At 48.0% G+C, this 19,231-nt stretch carries 21 protein-coding genes; 6 read left to right on the top strand and 15 right to left on the bottom strand.

Features of this window, described 5'->3' with window-relative positions:
* Positions 1-18: 18 nt before the first annotated feature.
* From NSQ39_RS04770 to NSQ39_RS04755, 4 genes are all read right to left on the bottom strand, one after another.
* Positions 19-1,392, bottom strand: a complete 1,374-nt coding sequence (locus NSQ39_RS04770) for a sucrose-specific PTS transporter subunit IIBC (protein ID WP_216899066.1) — start codon at positions 1,390-1,392, stop codon at positions 19-21.
* 370 nt (positions 1,393-1,762) lie between these two features.
* A complete protein-coding gene (locus tag NSQ39_RS04765; RefSeq protein WP_175076890.1) occupies positions 1,763-2,968 on the bottom strand; it encodes an MFS transporter in 1,206 nt (401 codons plus the stop codon).
* Between the two features lie 102 nt (positions 2,969-3,070).
* Positions 3,071-3,385, bottom strand: coding sequence for a YckD family protein (locus NSQ39_RS04760; RefSeq protein ID WP_046131007.1), 315 nt, complete (start codon positions 3,383-3,385; stop codon positions 3,071-3,073).
* A gap of 91 nt (positions 3,386-3,476) precedes the next feature.
* Complete coding sequence (locus tag NSQ39_RS04755; RefSeq protein WP_175076891.1) at positions 3,477-4,670, bottom strand: macrolide family glycosyltransferase; 1,194 nt, start codon at positions 4,668-4,670, stop codon at positions 3,477-3,479.
* Positions 4,671-4,777: 107 nt separating this feature from the next.
* On the opposite strand from NSQ39_RS04755, the gene NSQ39_RS04750 reads away from it, so the two are divergent.
* The gene (locus NSQ39_RS04750; RefSeq protein ID WP_175076892.1) at positions 4,778-5,356 is read left to right on the top strand and encodes a TetR/AcrR family transcriptional regulator; all 579 of its coding nucleotides are present in this window, start codon (positions 4,778-4,780) and stop codon (positions 5,354-5,356) included.
* A 38-nt stretch (positions 5,357-5,394) separates the two neighbouring features.
* Here the strand turns inward: NSQ39_RS04750 and NSQ39_RS04745 are convergent, their stop codons facing one another.
* From NSQ39_RS04745 to NSQ39_RS04725, 5 genes are all read right to left on the bottom strand, one after another.
* Positions 5,395-6,111, bottom strand: coding sequence for a YfjL-like protein (locus tag NSQ39_RS04745; protein WP_046131010.1), 717 nt, complete (start codon positions 6,109-6,111; stop codon positions 5,395-5,397).
* The gene (locus NSQ39_RS04740) at positions 6,089-6,643 is read right to left on the bottom strand and encodes a hypothetical protein (RefSeq protein WP_046131011.1); all 555 of its coding nucleotides are present in this window, start codon (positions 6,641-6,643) and stop codon (positions 6,089-6,091) included. The genes NSQ39_RS04745 and NSQ39_RS04740 overlap by 23 nt, the downstream gene beginning before the upstream one ends.
* Positions 6,644-6,879: 236 nt before the next feature.
* Positions 6,880-7,341 carry a DUF6884 domain-containing protein gene (locus NSQ39_RS04735; protein WP_175076893.1) on the bottom strand — a complete coding sequence of 154 codons (462 nt, stop codon included), beginning with the start codon at positions 7,339-7,341 and terminating at the stop codon, positions 6,880-6,882.
* A gap of 50 nt (positions 7,342-7,391) precedes the next feature.
* Positions 7,392-8,780 (bottom strand): 23S rRNA (uracil(1939)-C(5))-methyltransferase RlmD, encoded by a 1,389-nt coding sequence (gene rlmD / locus NSQ39_RS04730; RefSeq protein ID WP_175076894.1) that lies wholly within the window; start codon positions 8,778-8,780, stop codon positions 7,392-7,394.
* 17 nt (positions 8,781-8,797) lie between these two features.
* Positions 8,798-9,661, bottom strand: a complete 864-nt coding sequence (locus NSQ39_RS04725) for a DNA-3-methyladenine glycosylase family protein (RefSeq protein ID WP_175076895.1) — start codon at positions 9,659-9,661, stop codon at positions 8,798-8,800.
* A 136-nt stretch (positions 9,662-9,797) separates the two neighbouring features.
* On the opposite strand from NSQ39_RS04725, the gene corA reads away from it, so the two are divergent.
* From corA to NSQ39_RS04710, 3 genes are all read left to right on the top strand, one after another.
* Positions 9,798-10,757: a magnesium/cobalt transporter CorA gene (gene corA, locus NSQ39_RS04720; protein WP_175076896.1), complete on the top strand. Its 960-nt coding sequence runs from the start codon at positions 9,798-9,800 to the stop codon at positions 10,755-10,757.
* A gap of 65 nt (positions 10,758-10,822) precedes the next feature.
* Positions 10,823-11,434: a hypothetical protein gene (locus NSQ39_RS04715; RefSeq protein WP_175076897.1), complete on the top strand. Its 612-nt coding sequence runs from the start codon at positions 10,823-10,825 to the stop codon at positions 11,432-11,434.
* Positions 11,435-11,529: 95 nt separating this feature from the next.
* A complete protein-coding gene (locus NSQ39_RS04710) occupies positions 11,530-11,673 on the top strand; it encodes a hypothetical protein (protein WP_236809826.1) in 144 nt (47 codons plus the stop codon).
* Positions 11,674-11,766: 93 nt separating this feature from the next.
* Here NSQ39_RS04710 and NSQ39_RS04705 read toward each other — a convergent pair whose 3' ends face one another.
* The 3 genes from NSQ39_RS04705 to NSQ39_RS04695 form a co-directional block, all read right to left on the bottom strand.
* Positions 11,767-12,870 (bottom strand): glycerol dehydrogenase, encoded by a 1,104-nt coding sequence (locus NSQ39_RS04705; RefSeq protein WP_175076898.1) that lies wholly within the window; start codon positions 12,868-12,870, stop codon positions 11,767-11,769.
* Positions 12,871-13,040: 170 nt separating this feature from the next.
* Entirely contained in the window at positions 13,041-13,832 is a 792-nt protein-coding gene (gene pdaA / locus NSQ39_RS04700; RefSeq protein ID WP_046131018.1) for a delta-lactam-biosynthetic de-N-acetylase, read from the bottom strand.
* A 113-nt stretch (positions 13,833-13,945) separates the two neighbouring features.
* On the bottom strand, positions 13,946-14,131 hold the full coding sequence (locus NSQ39_RS04695; protein WP_046131019.1) for an SE1561 family protein: 186 nt from the start codon (positions 14,129-14,131) through the stop codon (positions 13,946-13,948).
* A gap of 145 nt (positions 14,132-14,276) precedes the next feature.
* Here NSQ39_RS04695 and yfkAB point away from each other — a divergent pair, with 145 nt between their 5' ends.
* Positions 14,277-15,398 carry a radical SAM/CxCxxxxC motif protein YfkAB gene (yfkAB, locus tag NSQ39_RS04690; protein WP_046131020.1) on the top strand — a complete coding sequence of 374 codons (1,122 nt, stop codon included), beginning with the start codon at positions 14,277-14,279 and terminating at the stop codon, positions 15,396-15,398.
* Between the two features lie 28 nt (positions 15,399-15,426).
* Here the strand turns inward: yfkAB and NSQ39_RS04685 are convergent, their stop codons facing one another.
* From NSQ39_RS04685 to NSQ39_RS04675, 3 genes are all read right to left on the bottom strand, one after another.
* Positions 15,427-16,218, bottom strand: a complete 792-nt coding sequence (locus tag NSQ39_RS04685) for a YfkD famly protein (protein WP_046131021.1) — start codon at positions 16,216-16,218, stop codon at positions 15,427-15,429.
* A 66-nt stretch (positions 16,219-16,284) separates the two neighbouring features.
* Positions 16,285-17,337, bottom strand: coding sequence for a calcium/proton exchanger (gene cax, locus NSQ39_RS04680; RefSeq protein WP_175076899.1), 1,053 nt, complete (start codon positions 17,335-17,337; stop codon positions 16,285-16,287).
* 108 nt (positions 17,338-17,445) lie between these two features.
* Positions 17,446-17,829: an OsmC family protein gene (locus NSQ39_RS04675; RefSeq protein WP_175076900.1), complete on the bottom strand. Its 384-nt coding sequence runs from the start codon at positions 17,827-17,829 to the stop codon at positions 17,446-17,448.
* Positions 17,830-17,917: 88 nt separating this feature from the next.
* On the opposite strand from NSQ39_RS04675, the gene NSQ39_RS04670 reads away from it, so the two are divergent.
* Positions 17,918-19,099 (top strand): MFS transporter, encoded by a 1,182-nt coding sequence (locus tag NSQ39_RS04670; RefSeq protein WP_175076901.1) that lies wholly within the window; start codon positions 17,918-17,920, stop codon positions 19,097-19,099.
* Positions 19,100-19,231 lie beyond the last annotated feature (132 nt).

Raw genomic sequence — 19,231 nt, 5'->3', positions numbered from 1 at the left:
TTGGTAATGAAAACGGAATTATTCTTTTTCCTCTTTCAAGCCAAGACACAGCGTCGCAACGAACGCAGAAACCGCGGCAATCGCAAAACCGATCAAGTAATGAACAAGATTGGCGGTTCCGAGCGGCAAAATGATCGAAATCATCGGAATGCCGGTCAGCCCGTATGAATTGGCGGCGACGTGGACGAAGGTCACATATGCACCGCCAAGCGCGCCGCCGATCGCTGCACCGATAAACGGCCTGAGATATTTTAAATTGACGCCGAACATCACGGGTTCGACGATTCCGAGAAAGGCGGTAAGTGAGGCGGGTATCGCAATCTTTTTGATATCGGCGTTTTTCGTTTTAATAAATGCGGCAAGCCCGGCTCCCCCTTGAGCGACGTTGGCCATCGACCAGATCGGAAGCAAAAAGTTGACGCCGTATTCGGGATCTGCAAGCAGCGAGGCTTCGATCACATAAAAGCTGTGATGCAGGCCGCTCAGGACGATCAATGAGTAAAGTCCGCCAAATAACAGGCCGGCAACCGGTCCCGCATATTGATAAACAAAGCCCAGGCTTTCACTCATCAAACGGCCGATGAATAAAGAAACAGGCCCCATGATAAACAGTGCGGCAAACCCTGTAATCATCACCGTTACAAATGGAATGACAAGCAAATCCAAAGAGCGGGGAACGATTTTTTTCAGCAGCTTTTCAATGCAGCTCATGATATAAACGGACAACAGAATCGGGATGACCGTCTCCTGATATCCGATCAATGGCACTTCAAGCCCGAAAACATCAACGGATGGCAGTGCTTTGCTGCCGAGCAATGAAGGATCGAGCAAATCCGGGTGGGTGAGAATACCGCCGATGACCGCCCCCAGATACGGATTCGCACCAAACTGCTTCGCCGCGCTGAATCCAAGCAGCACGGGGAGAATGATAAATGCGGAACTCGAAAAAATATCGAGCATTTTCATAGCCGGGACGTCCGCTGCGCTTAGTCCAAATTCCTTGAGGACCCCGATCAGCCCCTTGATCAGCCCGCTTGCGACCATTGCCGGAATGATCGGGACGAATATATCAGACAACGTTTTTGCAAATCTCGTAAAACGATTCATTCGAGATTGAGGTTTTATTTCCTTCTCTATAGGAGCCGGTTCACATAATTGAAGCATTTCTTTGTAGATTTTATTAACGGTGCCCGCTCCGAAAATGATTTGAAATAAGCCGTACCTAAAAAAAGTCCCCTGCACGTGCTCCAGCTTTTCGATAGAGGCAATATCTATTTTTGTATCATCTTTGACATTGAAACGCAGCCTTGTCGTACAGTGGCTGATATCGATGACGTTTTCGCTGCCGCCGATCCTGGACAACAGTTCTTTTGCGATTTCTTTATGCTCCATAACCGGTGTCTCCTCCTTCAATTTTTTTATCCTATCAAATGAGCAGCCAGCGATCAAAATGAAAAATGTGACATTCGGGAAAAACGCGCCGGCCAAAGAACGAAAAAAGACCTAAAACATGCGAAGGACGTCTGCCGATAGGCGCAAGAAAGCGCACTGAAAGGAGTGGGTCCTTCGTCATATTTTAGGTCTTGCCTGCTTTACCAGTAACAAACCCGCCGATATTTTGTTCTTATTACGATTCTATTCTGTTCAGGCTTTTGCATCAATAGTACTATTTTCACAAAAAGAGAAGGTGCGGCTCACCTTCTCTCAACGTCTTTAAGCGATGTTTATCCTTTTCCGATCCCTCTTTACGCCCTTCGCACAACTAAGCAAGCTCTTGCTGCTTCGTTTCCGTTCCCAAAAAGAGAACCGCGCCGACGGCTGCCAAAACCGCCAGGCAGAAGATCAGGAAAATGACGGAAAGCGATGTGCCTTGGCTGACGAGACTGCCCACAAGGAGCGGCCCCAAAATCCCGCCGATTCTGCCGAACGCAGCGGCCATTCCGGCGCCGGTCCCCCTGATCTGCGTCGGGTACTGCTCAGGCGTATACGCGTAAAGCGCTCCCCATGCGCCAAGGTTGAAGAATGATAAAAACATTCCTGCCGCCAACAGGAGGGCGAGCGACTCGGCCGTTCCGAAAAAGTAGGCGCTGGCGGCTGTTCCGAGTAGGTAAAGAATGAGGACCATTTTCCGGCCGGCTTTCTCGATCAGCCAGGCGGCCGAGAAATAGCCGGGCAGCTGGGCCAAAGTCATGACCAATACATATTCAAAGCTTTGAATCATGCTGAATCCTTTCATGACCATCACGCTCGGCAGCCATAAAAACATCCCGTAATAGGAAAAAACGACGCAAAACCAGACGATCCACAGCATCGCCGTCGGACGGACGAAGCGGGCGGACCAGACGCTTTTTATATTGTCAACGATGGACGGCTTCCGCTCTTTAGCAATCGTGCCGTATTTTGGCGAGTCGGGAAGCGCCAGGCGCAGATACAGCGCATAAAACGCCGGAAGCGCGGTAATGAGCAAGGCGATCTGCCAGCCGTAATGCGGAATAATAAAATACGAAATCAGTGCTGCGGCCAGCCAGCCGAATGCCCAAAAGCTTTCCAGCAGGACGACGACCCTTCCCCGCCACTCGGGGGCAACGGTCTCCGATACGAGCGTTGATGCGACCGGAAGCTCTCCTCCCAGCCCCATGCCGACAACAAAGCGCAAAACCAAAAATGCCGCAAGTGTCGTTGTAAAAGCAGATAAGCCGCTGCCCACCGAGAAAAACAGCAGGGTAATGATAAATACGTTTTTACGGCCGATGCGATCGGCCAATAGCCCGAATAAAAAAGCCCCGACAGCCATGCCGATTGAGTTGATGCTGCCGATCCAGCTCATCTCTTCAGGCGTCAATTTCCATTCCTTGTGTAAAGCAGCGATAATAAACGACAATATTCCGACGTCCATGGCATCAAAAAGCCAGCCGAGACCAGCAACGCCGAGCAGCTTCCGCTCGGAAGCCGGACGGTTGTTCTTCATACTCACTCACCTCTTAGCTGATTTTACATGAGTATTAGTTTACACCTGTCTTTACACTTTTGTCACGAAGAAATTGACGCTGTCATTCCGAGGCATGCGTTTTTATGGCATATGATGTTTATAGAACTTCTTTTCCTTGTCATGATGCCACTTCGGCATAAACCCGTTCTTTTTCTCTTTTTCATAGCGTTGCTCAATATGGGATTTGATCTCTTTCCCTCTCTCTTGATCGATAATTCCGTACTCGACATACTTGTTGATCAGCTGTTTTTTCTTCTCCATAATATCCCTTTGCATCGAAGCCAGTTCATTTTTTTGCTGCTCTGTAAGATCGCGCGTTTCCCCATGCGCCTCAGAAAGCGGGGCGAAGAAGGACAACGGCGCGATTACCAATAAAGACAGCCATAATTTGCGCATTGCACAACACCCTTTCTCAAAATTTATTCATTCTATTTTTTTCTTTTTCAGGCGAATTATGCATCGCAATTAGCAAAAAAAAGCAAACCGGTTAGCGGTTTGCTTTTTGGGCGGCATATTGATCAATAACTTTAAGCGCTTCGTTTATCTCCATGCTGCTCTGGAAGCTCTCTTCGATTTTTTGAATGTTTTCTTTATATAGGCTGTTGTTCAATACTTGATCTGCAGCGTGCCGCAATGTGTTCGCATCAAGCTTGTCTTTGAAAATCGTATAGCCTGCATTCAATTCAGCAAGCCGCGCGGCGATCATCGGCTGATCCTTATCATGGGGCACGACGACCATCGGAACCTGAAAATGGATGCTTTCATTTACGCTGTTCATTCCTCCATGGGTAATGAATACATCCGTTTCTTTCAACACTTCAAGCTGCGGAACATAAGGGGCTATGATGAAGTTTTCGGGAACATCCTTCAAATGCGAGAAGTCGGCTCTTTCTCCCGCCGCTATCACCACGATGCCTTCAAAACAAGAAAACGCATCAATGCACAAGTTGAAAAATTCCGCCGTTTTGTCCAAAACCGTGCCCATTGAAATATAAATGACCCTCTTCTCCTTTAGCTTCTCAAGCGGAAAGTCGTGCTTTTTGTCCAGCCGTTTCGGAAAGCTCGGGCCGATAAACAAATAGTCATCCCCGTACCGGCCGCTCTCAGGCTGGAAATAACGGCTAGTATACACGACGGTCAACTCAGCCCGGTTGCTCATAAATTGAGAGACATGGCGCGGGGACACTCCGTATGTTTCTTTGATCTCGGCAAGCAGGTCTTCACATTCTTTGTCCATTTTGAGCGGCACGCCCGAATCCGGGTGCAGCGGCAGAATATCCAGATGCTCCTCTCCGAATAGGAATGAAGCAGATGACGCGACTCCCGGGATATTTAAATAATCCCTGACCAGTTCCCCCGCACAGAATGTATCATAATAAACGAAATCAAACTGAATGCTTTTGGCCAGTTCCTTCACGACCTCCAATATATACAGCGATGTCCGCAGGTGAATCTTCAAAAACGAAAGAAGACCGGAAGGAGACCCCGGATCGATGCTCGCGGTTCTAAGCAAATCTTCATGCAGATGGACAGTCGCACCTACACCTTCCAACCTGTCTTTAAATATTTCCGTTGTAATGTAATGAACATTGTCTCCCCTGTCAACAAAGGCCTTTGTGATGCCTAAAGTTGGATTGACGTGACCTTCTGCCGGAAAGTTTACGATTAATACGTTTGCCATCTGTAAAACTCCTTTTCGTCCATTTTTAAACAGCTTGACATGCAAATGCCGCCTGTTTAGACTGATGTTAGTTACTACTAACTATCATAAAATGGAGGGATTCATGCATGCAAGAGACGAACGACCGGATTATTTCTGCTGCCTTGGACTTAATGCAAAATGACGGATTTACATCAGTGACGATCAAGGATATCGCCCTTTCTGCAGGCGTAAGCGAAATGACGGTTTACCGGCATTTCAAAACAAAAAAAGGACTTTTGGAAGCCGCCGTTCAAAAATTTTCATATATCCCCGCCTTTAAAACGATCTTTGAAAACAGCATTACATGGGATTTGGAAAAAGATTTAACGCTGATTGCCGAATCCTATCTGCAGCTCATGGAAAACAACAAACCGCTGTATCTTATCGCCGTCCAAGAGGGAGAAAGGCTTTCTGATCTGTTTGGTTTTATTTTGGAGCACACGGAAGAACTCCTTCGTTATGTGATAGATTATATTGTCGCAATGCAAAAGAAAGACCTGGTCAAAGCAGGTGATGCAGGTTCGCAGGCTTTCGTGTTTCTGACAACTTTATACGGATTTTTCTCCTCAAATGCGCTTGCTGCAGGCCGATTTCAAAAAATTGTAAAAGACGCATTTGTGAAACAGACGGTCGTCTCTTTTTGCAGCGGAATGAAAAAAGAATAAATCCCTATCTCCAATCGCAGGAAATAGGGGTGAATGGTTTATTGATTGAGTGTTTCAACATCGCTGAGCTTGATATCAGCGCCTTTTTCAAACGATACGGCATATTTGACATAACCGCTTTCCATATCTTTTGTGTCCTCTCCAGCAAAATCATTTGCGTTGATATTGACATATTCATAATCATATCCTTGATCTTTCAAAACATGCTGAACCGTTTTCGCGGCGCGATAAATGTCTTCCTGATTGCTGTCTGCCGCATCCAGTACAAGTTCGATTTGCATCGGTCCATCGAGCTTGATGTCTTTGCTCCATTTTGCGTTATCTGCGAGTTTGTCCTTTAAAACCTCCAGATAAACGTCGGCGTCCACGAGATGCCTCACTTTTCGCTCTAAAACTGCTTTCAGTTCTTTTGAAGCTTCGCCGCCCAGCCGCTTCATCAACTGCTCATCAAGATTCGCATCGTGAATGCCGTCAATGTTGACCTCCGGTTTGAAAAACCCCGTAAGCGTGAACTGATACGTTCTTGTTTGATCGCCAACTTCCGTGACATCAAACACATATTCCGCAAACTTAAAGTTGTATACGCCCTCTTCAATTTCCAGCTCCTTGTCAGGATAGCGCTCTGCCAAATAACGCTCCAGCGCTTTTTTCGACAACATCCCGCTTACCGGGTTGCCGTTAAATGAATTGTATGCGGCAAGTACGAAAGCTACGGTAATGAAAAGGAGCACACTATATACGATTTTCTTTTTCATGACATGACCCGCTTTCTGCCAGTTTGATGCACAGCCAGCCGATAAAGCTTCCGACAATGGCGAATAAACAGTGAATCACGGCGAGCCAGACCGCCCCGCAAATCGAGCTGATCACATATTCCCCAAGCGTCGTTCCCCCGATGGCCTCCCCGCCGGCGAGTTCTGCAAGCGAATCGGCAACTCCCCAAATGAAAATCGGAACAAATGAGAGCAGGAAAACAATTCTAACATTCCGGTAGAACAGATAGATGAAGAGGCCAAGGACCGCATACCATAATATGAAGCCAAAGCTTCCATTTAAAAGCGACGTTTTGATCGCGAGAAAAAAAGAAATGGCCGTAAACAAGATCTGATAAAGAGAAAGCCTGTGATCGATGATTTTCTTTGGAAGCGGGGTTTCTGTCGCCAGCTTTTTGTATTCCGGGTTGTTTTTGACCTGCTCCTCAAACCACTTCGCGGTCTCTTCGCTCAGCAGTCCTTCCCGGTACAGAGGAAGCAAATCGCGAATAATATAGCGCGTCTTATCCTCCATGGTATCCCTCCATTTCGTTTTTCCTGTGAAAAAGATGCTCCTGGACCGGCTCTATGCTGCTTGGAGCGAAAAGCCTTTTTCAACACATGTTTGGCAATGAAAAAAAGCGATCGTTTTGACCGCCGGCTGAATCCCCAAACCTGTGGGCACCTGACATTTTTCTTCCCAAGTATTTAGTGGCCGCAAATGGTTCATTTGTTACACTTTTCATAAAAAAAGAGACAAAATGAAAAAACTCATTTTGTCCCAAGTTCTAATCTTTCATCCGCGGCCTCTTTCAGCGCCTGAAGCATGTAGCCGATTCCCCGGTACCCGGCCAGCGGATAGGTGATTTGCTGCTCTTTTCCAAACACGCTCAGAAGGACGGGACGGTATTTTTTTCCGCCGAGCATCACGATTTCATCGTATTGCGTGAGGTGTTTCTGTTCGGCTTGCGCCTTCAGCTCATCAAGCGGCATGATCTCCGGGTGGCGAATGCCGAAGGTGACATCGTAGTTTTCCGGCACGATATCGTCCGGCCGCAGAAAACCGTGCTTGGCGGAGAGGATCGTCCAATCGGCAAAAAAGGTTTGCGCATATGTACGGCACGCCTGATGGAACGGGCTGAGATACACGTCCCGCGCGGCAGACGGCCCCTTAGACGGGTCGACATCCCAGATCTTTTTCTTGCCGCAGGGGATGATGCAGAGTCTTTTCATCGTTTGTACCTCCTTGTGATTCCGCTAAAAAACGCCTTGTGGAAGGCGTTTTATTTCAGCTTGAGCGATACGACACTCTCCACATGGGCGGTCTGCGGAAACATATCGACAGGCTGAATATATTCGACGCGGTAATCTTTCGCTACATACTGCAGGTCTTTGGCGAGCGTTGACGGGTTGCATGAGACGTAGACGAACCGCTTCGGCTTGACCTGTTTGATCGTGTCCAAAAACGTCCGGTCGCAGCCGGTTCTCGGCGGGTCGACGATGACGACGTCAGGGCGGAAGCCTTCTTTCGTCCATTTTGGCAGCCAGTGTTCGGCCGTGCCTGTGACATATCGGGCGTTTTCGATGCCGTGCTTTTTCATGTTTTTGTTGGCATCTTCGATCGATTCTTTTATGACGTCCATGCCGCGGATATCTCCGGCGCCGTCTGCGAGCCACATTCCGATCGTGCCGACCCCGCAGTAGGCGTCGACGACCTTTTCTGTGCCGGTCAGCTTGGCGGCTTTTTTCACTTCGTCGTAGAGCTTGACGGTCTGGATCGGGTTGAGCTGAAAAAAGGCGCGGGCGCTCAGCTCAAATGAGACGTCTCCGAGAAATTCCTGAATGACCATATTGCCGGCAAGCAGCCTTGTATCTTCGCCGAAGATCACCGATGTTTTCGCTTTGTTGACGTTTTGGATGACCGATGTCACCTCAGGCAGGCGTTTTTTGATTTCTTCAGCTATCAGCTCCTTGCGCGGGAGTTCGTCTTTTGCTGTGACGAGCACGACCTGCACCTCTCCCGTTTCAAAGCCCACTCTTGTGACGATCGTCCGGACATCGCCGGTCCGCTTCCGTTCATCATAGACAGAGATGCCGAAGTCCTCGAGAATCTGCTTGACGGTCTGCGTCGTTTTGTTTGTCCCCGGATGCTGGACGATGCATTCAGTAATCGGAACGAGGCGATGCGAATCAAGCCCGTACAGGCCGGCAACCATTTTTCCGTTTTTCGTGCCGAGCTGGAATTGGCTTTTATTCCGGTAATGCCACGGATTGTCCATCCCGATCGTCGGCCTGATCTCCATCTTGCCGATGTCAAAGCGGGTGTGGCGTTCAAGCGACTGAATGACGATGTCCCGCTTTTCTTTCAGCTGCTGATCGTATGCCAGGTGCTGAAGCTGACAGCCCCCGCACTGTTCATAGATGATGCAGGGCGGTTTGACACGGTGCTCCGAGCGTTTGCGCACCTTTTTGACACGGCCTTTGGAAAATTTCGGATGAACCTTTGTCGCCTCGACGACGACTTCCTCGCCGGGCAGGGCGCCCGGAACGAAGACGACTTTTTTCTTAAAATAGCCCACGCCTTCGCCGTTGATGCCGAGGCGTTTGATCGTCAGCGGAAATTGCTGTCCGACTTTTATTTCTGCTGATGATCTTTTGCTTTCACGTTTCACTCATGTTCTCTCCATTTCTATTCAATGCTCCTCCATAAATACAGGGAAGCATAGCTTAAATAAGGCTGCCATTCCCTGCTCATTTCAAGCATTTCGTCTTTTGTCGGTTTATCTGTTAAGCCAAAATGGCGCTTGATCGCTTTTTGCAGGCCGATATCAGCCATCGGAAACAGGTTTGGGCGCCCGAGCCCGAAGAGCAGGACGTTTTGCACGGTCCACGGGCCGATCCCTCTGATTTTCACCAGCTTTTCCATGATGTCTTCATCTGTCAGCGATGACAGCTCATCAAGGTTTAACTCCCCTTCAGCGATCATTCTTGATGTATCGATCACATATTCGGACTTCCTCATGCTGAACTGGAGGTCGCGGAGATCGCCGTAATCGAGCTTTGCAATCGTTTCGGGAAGCGGATAAAACCAGACGCCGTCTTTCAGTTCGCCGAATGTATGAACGAACCGCTCCGTCAGCGTAAAAGCGAACGACAGGTTCAGCTGCTGGTGGATGATGCATTTCATCAGGCAATGATACAGCTGAAAATCGAGGACTAGCGGCGTTCCCGCATGATCTTCAAACAGCTTGGACAAGCTCGTTTTTGAAAAATGATCCAAAACGGGCTGAAGGCTTTCTTTCCACCCGAAAATCCGCTTCACTTCTTCCATCATGAACTCCTGATCGTCTGTTCCGCTGACGATAAATTGAGGAGCGTCAGCCGTCCCTGCCCCTTTGACCGTAACGACGGACGGCTTTTTCTTCAGATTGCGAAGCGGGAGCCTGACTTCCCGTTGTTCAAGGCTGACCGCATTGAGCGGATCAAGAGACAGTCTCTCAAGAACGCGGTCGAATTGATAAGGGGGTGATACGCTTACGATTTCCTTCCACATGGCTTCCCATCCCTTTTCTTCTTTGTCCACAGTATACCATGTTTGCTTTTCACTTATAAAACGGCGGAAATTTAATTTTTTAACTGAATGATACCAGGTGCCGGGAGCATGCTATGATGAAGGTGGAGGGTTGCCAATGTTTACACATACCGCGATTACAAAAGATGGACGGCTTTTATCCGGCATTTCTACGGAAAGGCTGGCAGATCAAGAGATAGAATGGTATTGGACCGATTTCGATCAGCCTACTGAAGAGGAAGCTTCTTTGCTGAAAGACCATTTTGACTTTCACCCATTGTCGATTGAGGACTGCTTTCATTATTTGCAGCGCCCGAAGCTTGATCAATATGAAGAATATCTTTTTTTCGTTATTCATGCTTTAAATCAAAAAACTTTAGCTTCTGAAGAAGTCGACCTATTCGTCGGAAAAAATTACGTTGTTTCATTCCACTTTCATCAATCAACGGGTATTGAAAAGGTGAGAAAGCGGTTTTCAGAAGACAAATCCCTTTGGAAGAAAGGTCCGAACCATATTGCCTATATGATTATGGATCAGCTTGTCGATGAGTATTTTCCAATCTTGTATCAAATCGAAGACCGGCTCAATGAAATTGCCGAAAGCGACAACCGGAAAACGTTTGGAACGCTGATGAACGAAGTGTTTGACATCAGAAGCGATCTTTTGAAGCTCAGGAGAACAATCATTCCGATGCGCGATTTGCTCTATCGGATCTTAAATATAGAGCATTTAAAAGATCACCGCGAACGAAAAGCCTATTACAATGACATCTACGACCATCTTCTCAAGCTGACTGAAATCGTCGAAAACAACCGCGACATGACCGCTGATTTAAGAGACAGCTACCAGACGCTGAACTCCAACCGGATGAACGCGATCATGATGACGCTGACGATTGTATCGACGATTTTCATTCCGCTGACGTTTATCGTCGGCGTATACGGCATGAATTTTGACAACATGCCCGAACTTCATTGGCGCTACGGGTATTTTTTCATACTCGGCGTCATGGCCGCCGTCGTCGCCGGCATGATCATCTGGTTTCGCCACAAAGGATGGTTTGACATTTTCAAGTAAAAAAGGAAACCTTTTGAGCTCCGCTTCGACTACTATATGAGACGATATAAATAAGGAGGGGCAACATGAAGCTTCACAAAGGATCGGTCGGAATCGGCCTGATTGTGTTCGGTTTGCTGTTTGGCGCCAACACCCACCAGGAGTTTCCGGCAGGCGAAGCGATCATCCGCATGTTTGGCGGACCCGCCCGGAGCCATGGCGGCCTTTATTACGCCGCTGTTGCCGGTATTTTTCTCATTATTGCCGGATTCGTGCTTGCTTCGCTCCATTACAGAAAAACGCCGTGGATCCGCTTTAAGCTGTTCCTGTTTATAATGGGATTGACCGCGCTTTACCCGCTTGTCACCGAGCAATTGATGGTTTTTTTGAAATGGAACGCAACGGGCTCTGATGCGGTCGAGTACATAAGCAGAGAAAGTTCATGCAGCTATGACGGAAATGAAGAAGGCGGCGAGATGAACTGTACGGTCAAAGTGAACAATTATGGAACAAACACCGAACGGGTCTCGCTTTCGCCTGTCGATGTCTATGAATTTCAATTCAAGCCGGAAACGCTGGAAGCGCCGCCACATTCGCAAAAAACGTACGACATCACGTTCACGGCCCCCGGGAATGAAGATGTGGGAATATCTGGTGATCTTGAAGCACCGGAGTTTGAAATTAAGGTGAAAAAATAAAAAGCCGGGCGGGTATCCAACTTTTAATACAGCCCGAACTTATTCAAACCAATCGGGGAAACCGCTTCATTCACATCGCCTTTAACAAAAGTAGTATGGGATATTCAAAAGACGTTGCAGACCGCTTCACCGACTGGAGCGAATATACGAAAAAAGAAATGGAAGAGTACATAAAAACAGCCTATCCGGATAAAAAAGAACGCGAACAATACCTAAAAGACATCGGAGAAAAAGAATAAGCAGGCGCCCTGCCTGCTTTTTTAGATTCTCATAATCCCCATTTCGTCGCACATAAAAAACTGCTCCCCTCCCCGGGAAGCAGCTTGTCCGCCTTAATCGTGATAAGACTCTGCGATCGCGTTGGCGGCGATGATGGCGTTGTAGACGTCGTCAGGTGTGACAGGGAACGGCATGTTGCCCATTGTGTCGCCTTCCGCACAAGCGCTTTGAGCGACTTGGCGCCATTCTTCTTCGACGAATTCCTCGACTCCAAGGTCTTTTAATGTCAGCGGGAGGCCGACGCCTTTGATGAAGTTGATGACCGTTTCCAATTCTTCTGTCGGCACGTTTTCAAGGACGAGCTGAGCGAGAAGGCCGAAGGTGACTTTTTCGCCGTGCTGAGCATGATGAAGGGCCGGTACGGCCGTCATTCCGTTGTGGATGGCGTGGGCTGCGGCAAGACCGCCTGATTCCGCGCCGACTCCGCTCAAATAAATCGTCGCTTCAATGGTATCTTCCACGGCGCGCGTCGAAATTCCGTTTTTGACAGCCTGCATCGCTTTTACGCCGTTTTCCAATAGCGTATCATAGCAAAGGCGGGCAAGGCCGAGGCCCGTTGTTGAAGGCTTCATCAGCACAAGGTTATCCCCGTTGGCGCGATAGCATGCGCGCGCTTCAAAGTATGTCGCCAGCGCGTCACCGATTCCGGCGGCGAAAAAGCGCGGCGGCGCTGCAGATAAAATATCTGAGTCAGCGAGAACGACGTCAGGGTTTGTCGGCAAAAATAAATAGCGGTCAAATGCTCCGCTATGTTTATAGATGACGGCCAGCGCCGTACAAGGAGCATCTGTTGAAGCGATGGTTGGGAAAATCACGACCGGCAGATTTTCATAATATGCTGTCGCTTTTGCCGTATCAAGCGTTTTTCCGCCCCCGATCCCAACGATGATGTTCGCGCCCGCTTCGCGTGCAAGCTCCCTGTTTCGATCGATTTCTTCCTGTGTACACTCATAATTAAATTTTTCAAAAACGGCTTGATTGCCTGCTTTTTTAATAGATTCTCCGGCTTCTTTTTGGGCCCGTTCCAAAATAAATGCGTCGCAAATGATGTAAGCCTTGTCGCCAAAATCTTTAATATAATCGTTCAAATTCTCAAGCAATCGTTTTCCCGTGATAAATTTTTTAGGTGATGTGACTGACTTCACTGAATTTGACATGGTAATTCCCCCTTCGAATATAATAATAAACCTATTTCGTTTTTAAATCTAGTAATATATGTATATAAAATGGTTTTTTATTCTATGGGATTGCCTGGAGGAATTGAAAGAGCCGGAAGCATTATTTTTAAGCCTAAAGAAAAATCCTCCGGATTTCCGGAGGATTTTCATTATAGGGGCTTTAGCATCATATATTTTTCAAACATCAGGTCGTCGAGGCTTTTGAATGTATACCCTTCTCTTTTCAAATCGGTAATCGCCTTGTCAAGTGCCTCGGCATTGTCTTTTGACACTGTGTGCAGCAGGTAGACGGCGCCTGGATGCGCCTGTTTCAGCATGTTGTCATAGGCGTATTTCCAGCCTCTTTGGGCGTCGATTTTCCAGTCGACAAAGGCGACTGACCAGAAAACGGTCTGATAGCCGAGCTTTTTCGCTTCGGCCAGCACCCGTTCGCTGAATACGCCCCGCGGCGGGCGCAAATAGAGATTGTTCTTTTTGCCTGTGATTTTAAACACTTCCTCATCGACGGATTCCAATTCCTCTTGAATGACGCGGCTCGTTTTCGTCGTGAGGTCTGGATGGTGGAATGAGTGGTTGCCGATGATGTGGCCTTCATCTGCCATCCTTTTGATGAGCTCGGGCTTGTCTTTGACAAAATGGCCTGTCACAAAGAAAGCCGCCTTGACGTTTTGTTTTTTCAAGACATCGAGCACCTTCGGGGTATATCCATTCTCATAGCCGTTATCAAACGTTAAGTAGATCGTCTTTTCCTTTGTATTGCCCAAATAAAAGGCGTCGTACTTTTTTAACATTTCGTTGAACTCTTTTCCCGCGTCTACCGGCTGATGGTTTTTGCTTTTGGCGAATCCCCAATGAAACGGCTTGTTGGATATCGCTTGCGCATTGCCCGAAAAAGCCAGCATCATCAGAAATCCGCAGCATATGGCACAGATTCGTTTCATGATCTTCGCTCCCAGCTTCATTTTTCCTTATTGTGCAAAAGAGCTCTGTTTTTCATACCAAGCAACACTTGGAAAACACGAAAAAAACCGCGGCTTTGGGGTGGCTCGCGGTTTTACTTCCAGTCTTTTTTAAATCGTTCATACTTGGCTTCAAGGTCGTCAAGCATGCCGATCAGCCTGTCAATATCTTCAATGTCCGTCGATTCAGGGTCTAAAGAATCGATGACAGACATAAACATATCCAATCTGTTTTTCAAATAATTCACTTGCTGTGCTTTATCAGTTACTGCGTTGCCCATGCTTCTCCTCCTTTTTGTTCCTTTATGGTAGCCTATTCCACGCTTTTTTTCAATGATCCTTCACTTGCAGAGCTCAGGGATGAGGTCTAAAATGAATAGTTGGGCTATATTAGTATGTCCTATCGATAAAGGAGTTAGATATGCCATGACACAAAAAATGACGGTCCGTCCGATCACGCCGGAATATGATCCGTGGGAAGCGTATATGGACGTTGACCAATACGGCGATATGCAGCTGACGAATGTTGAATTTACGACAACAACACTTTGCAATATGCGCTGCGAGCACTGTGCCGTCGGGTATACCCTTCAGCCGAAGGATCCGAACGCGCTTCCGCTCAGCCTGCTGTTAAAACGGCTTGATGAAATTCCGCGGCTCCGCTCTTTAAGCATTACCGGCGGAGAGCCGATGCTTTCGTTAAAATCGGTAAAGGAATATGTCGTTCCTTTATTAAAATATGCGCACGAGCGCGGCGTCAGGACGCAGATTAATTCAAACCTGACGCTCGATATCGGCCGCTATGAGCTGATCATCCCTTATTTGGACGTTCTTCACATCTCGCACAACTGGGGAACGGTCGAGGACTTTGCCGAAATCGGCTTTGCGATGATGGATAAGAAGCCGACATTTGCGCAGCGCGCCCGCTATTTCGAGAAAATGATCGAAAACAGCAGGACGCTTGTCAATGAAGGGGTGATGGTATCAGCTGAGACAATGCTGAACAAGCGGACGCTTCCTCATATCGAACATATTCACCGCCAGATCGTTGAGGAAATGAAATGCCAGCGCCATGAAGTGCATCCGATGTATCCGAGCGATTTTGCAAGCGCGCTCGAATCATTGAGCTTGAAGGAGATGAGGGAAGCGATTCATCGCCTTCTCGACATCCGCGATGAGAATACGTGGATGCTGTTCGGCACCCTGCCTTTTTATGCGTGCAGCTCCGATCCCGAAGACCACGCTCTCCTCGAGCGCCTTCGCGCAGCCAAAAATGTCACGGTCAGAAATGATCCTGACGGGCGTTCCCGTCTGAACGTGAATATTTTCGACGGCAATATTATTGTGACGGATTTCGGCGATACTCCGCCGCTCGGCAATATTCAAACAGACAGCCTGACAGATGCCTACAGCAGATGGAGAAAAACAGACCTTGCCCGGGAGCTGAGCTGCCATTGTCCAAACGTGAGGTGCCTCGGCCCGAATGTATTGGTGAAAAACAGCTATTACGAGAATGTCGATTTTTCTTCCCGAAAAGCAAGAATCTAAAAAAGCAAGCCTTTTTCGGCTTGCTTTTTTATTTTGGCTGATTGCTCAGCTGAAAGCTGAAAGTCAGGTGATCCTGTACAGGAATCCAAGCTCCGATTCCTTGTGAGGTAATATTTTTGACGACAAGCTTTCTTTTATTGCCTCTTAGGACGAGGTAGACTTCTCCGTAAGTGACTTTCCCCTTTTCATTTACGGCCGGGGCGTATGCATTCAGGTAGCCGAGCTTTTTCGGCGAAATCTTATACACCTGATCCCGCTTTGTGCCGGCTCCTACGACAGTTTCAAATGCAAGCGGCAGCTTCGTTTTTTCCATGGCTTTGAGCATCATCATATTTTTTACATCGTCTGATTTCGGCACTTTTGCGGTTAAGCCGCCCTTGATTTTACTCGTCTGCTCCTGCGAATAAGTCAGCTCGGCAGGCGCTTTTCCGCCCCTGTTGTCAAAGCGGTTTGTGTTGATTTTGCGGTATTCCCAGTTTGCGACGGTTTCGTTGGACGTGTATCCCAGCGCCCATCTTCCCAAATAAATCGTCGCTCTGTATCCAATGGCGGTCGGTGTTCCCGAAATGCTTGTTTCATTCAGCATTTTAATCAAATGCGGGTTTTCGATCGCCGTATCTGATGTTTTCAGAAGTTCTTGGGCCAATTCGCTCGGCTGCAGCCGCGGCTGGTCCTGCGAGGCGTTCGGATACGTGTTTTCTTTGGAAATGTTAGTGACAGAGCTTGGAATCTTGATCGGTTTAGCTGCATCTGCTTCCTGTACAGCGAAAAAACTAAAGGATAAAAACGCGGTCAGCGTAAAACACAAAAGCTTTTTCATACTATCACTCTTTCTGTTCCTTTTTCTTTAGTGTTTTCCGTAACAGACGCCTTTATCCATCTTTTTTTAAAGAAGAAAGAAACCGATTCCCATAATGATATACGCCGCCAATAATGTCGCTCCTTCGAACCAGTTCGTATCCCCGTCGTTGGAAATCACGATCATCAAAAGAACGCTGGAGGCCATCGCGACAAGCTCAGGCAAAGTAAAGACGAGCGGCATCCCGGTTGGGAAAAACAGAGAACAGATCACAAGCACCGGCGCGACGAACATCGCGATCTGCAGGGTTGAACCGATGGCGATTTCAACCGCGATATCCATCTTGTTTTTAAAAGCCATCAAGACAGCTGACGCATGTTCTGCAGCGTTTCCAACGATCGCGACAATGATGACGCCGATAAAAAGCTCTGACCAGCCGAATTGTCTGGCAACCGAATGAAAAGTATGAACGAGGTTTTCCGAAATGTAAGCCACGGCAAGCGTCGCCAAAAACAAAATCAGCGTAGCTCGCATTCCCGACCATTCCGGCTCTTCTTTTTCTTCCTCGGCTTCGAGATTTGACTGATAGACCCCTCGATGGCTGACAAGCTTAAAATAAAGCGCGGCCAAGTACAGCAAAATCATGATGATGCTGATCCCGACGCTCATCGTCAGTTTCTTGGGCTCGATCATGTTGATCGTGAACACTTCCGGAATGACGAACGCCACGATGACCGCAAACATGAGCAGGCCTGAATTATGCCTGGCATCATAAACATTAAACTCCTGCCTCTTGTATTTAAGGCCGCCGATGAAAAACGACAGGCCCGCTACAAGCAGAAGATTGCCGAGTACAGAACCTGTCAGGGAAGCGAGCACGATTCCGATCAGCCCTTCTCTCAATGCGAAAATGGAAATGATCAGCTCCACAGCATTGCCGAATGTGGCATTTAATAGACCGCCGACCCTCGGGCCGGCGATAATCGCGAGGCTCTCTGTCGCTCTCCCCATATAGCTGGCAAGCGCGATAATCGTAAGGCAGTAAATGATGAACATCAGCGTAGACGGCCAATGCAAAACGCTTCCGGCAATCGACAGCGGAACGCCTGCAGCCATCATTATAAAGAAAATACGGCCCATGGAAGATTCCTCATTTCATACGTATCGTTGTAGGTTATTTTTGCACGAACCCGTCCGATTATATACGGACATACTGTTCTATTCCGCATCGGCGAATGATTGAAACGCCTACAAGAGAATTTCAAACGATTCGGTAATGTCTATGCTGCCCTGAAGAGACTTGACCATCGCGCAGTTTTTCATCGCCCCCTTCAGCGATTTTTCGATGATGTCGGGTCTTAGGCGTTCTCCTTTCAAAATAAAATGCAGATGAATGCTTTTCAGACGGTTCGCTTCTTCCGGTACGCGTTCTTCTTTGGCCTTGATGGTCATACCTTTTAGTTGCAGCCGCTTTTTTTCAAGGATTTTGCGAAAGACCTCCCCGCTGCAAGCCGCGATTGAAGCGACCATGAGCTGATATGGCCTGAACCCTGCTTCCTCTTGGCCGGAGACCGTAAGACGGCCATATTCGAAATCGGCATAAAAACCGTTTTCATTCGATTTCATTTCCATCGTTTTCACCTCTTGCTGAAAATCGTCTTGCCTAAAAACTTCCTCTAGTTGTACGATCAAAGAAGGACCACGATAAGGAGAATTGGCGATGTCACGATTTCACTTTTTCATACTCGTTTTAATTGTCAGTATATCAGGATTTTCCCAAGGGATGCTGCTCCCGGTCATTTCGGTTATTTTTGAACAGGAAGGACATTCCGCGGCTTTGAACGGACTTCACGCCACAGGCCTCTACATCGGCGTGTTGATCGCTTCCCCGTTCATGGAAGCGCCGCTGAGAAGGCTCGGCTTTAAGCCGCTGATCGTGATCGGCGGGATGATGGTGGTCGCAAGCCTGTTCAGTTTTTTGTTGATTCAGTCGTATATCGTCTGGTTCTTTTTGCGGCTGTTGATCGGGATCGGCGATCATATGCTCCATTTCTCAACACAGACATGGGTGACGACCCTGTCGTCTGAAAAAAAGCGAGGGCGGAATATTTCGTTATACGGGCTTTCTTTCGGGCTCGGATTTGCCGCTGGACCTTTTTTAACGCCGCTTGTTGAGGTTGCACCTTCCTTGCCGTTTATCATCTCGGGTGCGTTCAGTCTAATGGCCTGGCTGTTTATTTTCTTCCTGAAAAATGACTTCCCTGAAAAAAGCGCGGGAGACACCAGGGCCGATAACAGCCTGAAGCGCTTTTTCCAGGCGTTTTTGCTTGGATGGGTCGCCTTTTTGCCTACGTTTGGCTACGGGTTTTTAGAGACCGCGCTCAACGGGAACTTCCCGGTGTATGCGCTCAGATCGGGGATCTCTGTTGAAGGCGTATCGATCATTTTGCCTGCTTTTGCCATCGGCAGCATCGTGTTTCAATACCCGCTCGGCATCATGAGCGACAAATTCGGGAGAAAAAAGGTGCTGCTTGTGATTTTGGCCGTCGGTGCGGGGTGTTTTTTTACAGCAGGGTTCTCCGATTCTTCGCCGTTTTTAGCGGGATGTTTTTTTGCGGCGGGAATGGCCGTCGGTTCGACTTTTTCTCTCGGCATCAGCTTTATGGCCGATTTGCTCCCAAAGCACCTTCTTCCGGCCGGAAACTTGATGTGCGGGATTACCTTCAGCTTCGGAAGCATTTTCGGACCCGTCGCCGGGGGCTGGTATATGCAAACATTTGAGAACGGGAATCTGTTTTATTTCATTACGCTTGTGATGGCTTTGATCTGGTTTGGCGTGCTTTTTGGAAGATCTAAAGGTATGAAAGGCATCCGGCATCCGTCAGAGGCAAAACCGCTTTAAAAAGCCGCCTGCATGAATGCAGACGGCCTTTTTGAATGCCGGGGAACCTTTAATGATATCCGTTTTGTCCGTTGGCGCTTCCGCTCGTTTTATGTTTTGAGCTTTGCTTTGAGTTTTGCTTGTTATGGCTTC

The organism is Bacillus sp. FSL W8-0848, from assembly GCF_038007805.1.
Taxonomy (GTDB): domain Bacteria; phylum Bacillota; class Bacilli; order Bacillales; family Bacillaceae; genus Bacillus; species Bacillus glycinifermentans.
Note: the sequence above shows the minus strand (reverse complement) of the source record. Positions and strands in the feature narration are given on the sequence as shown.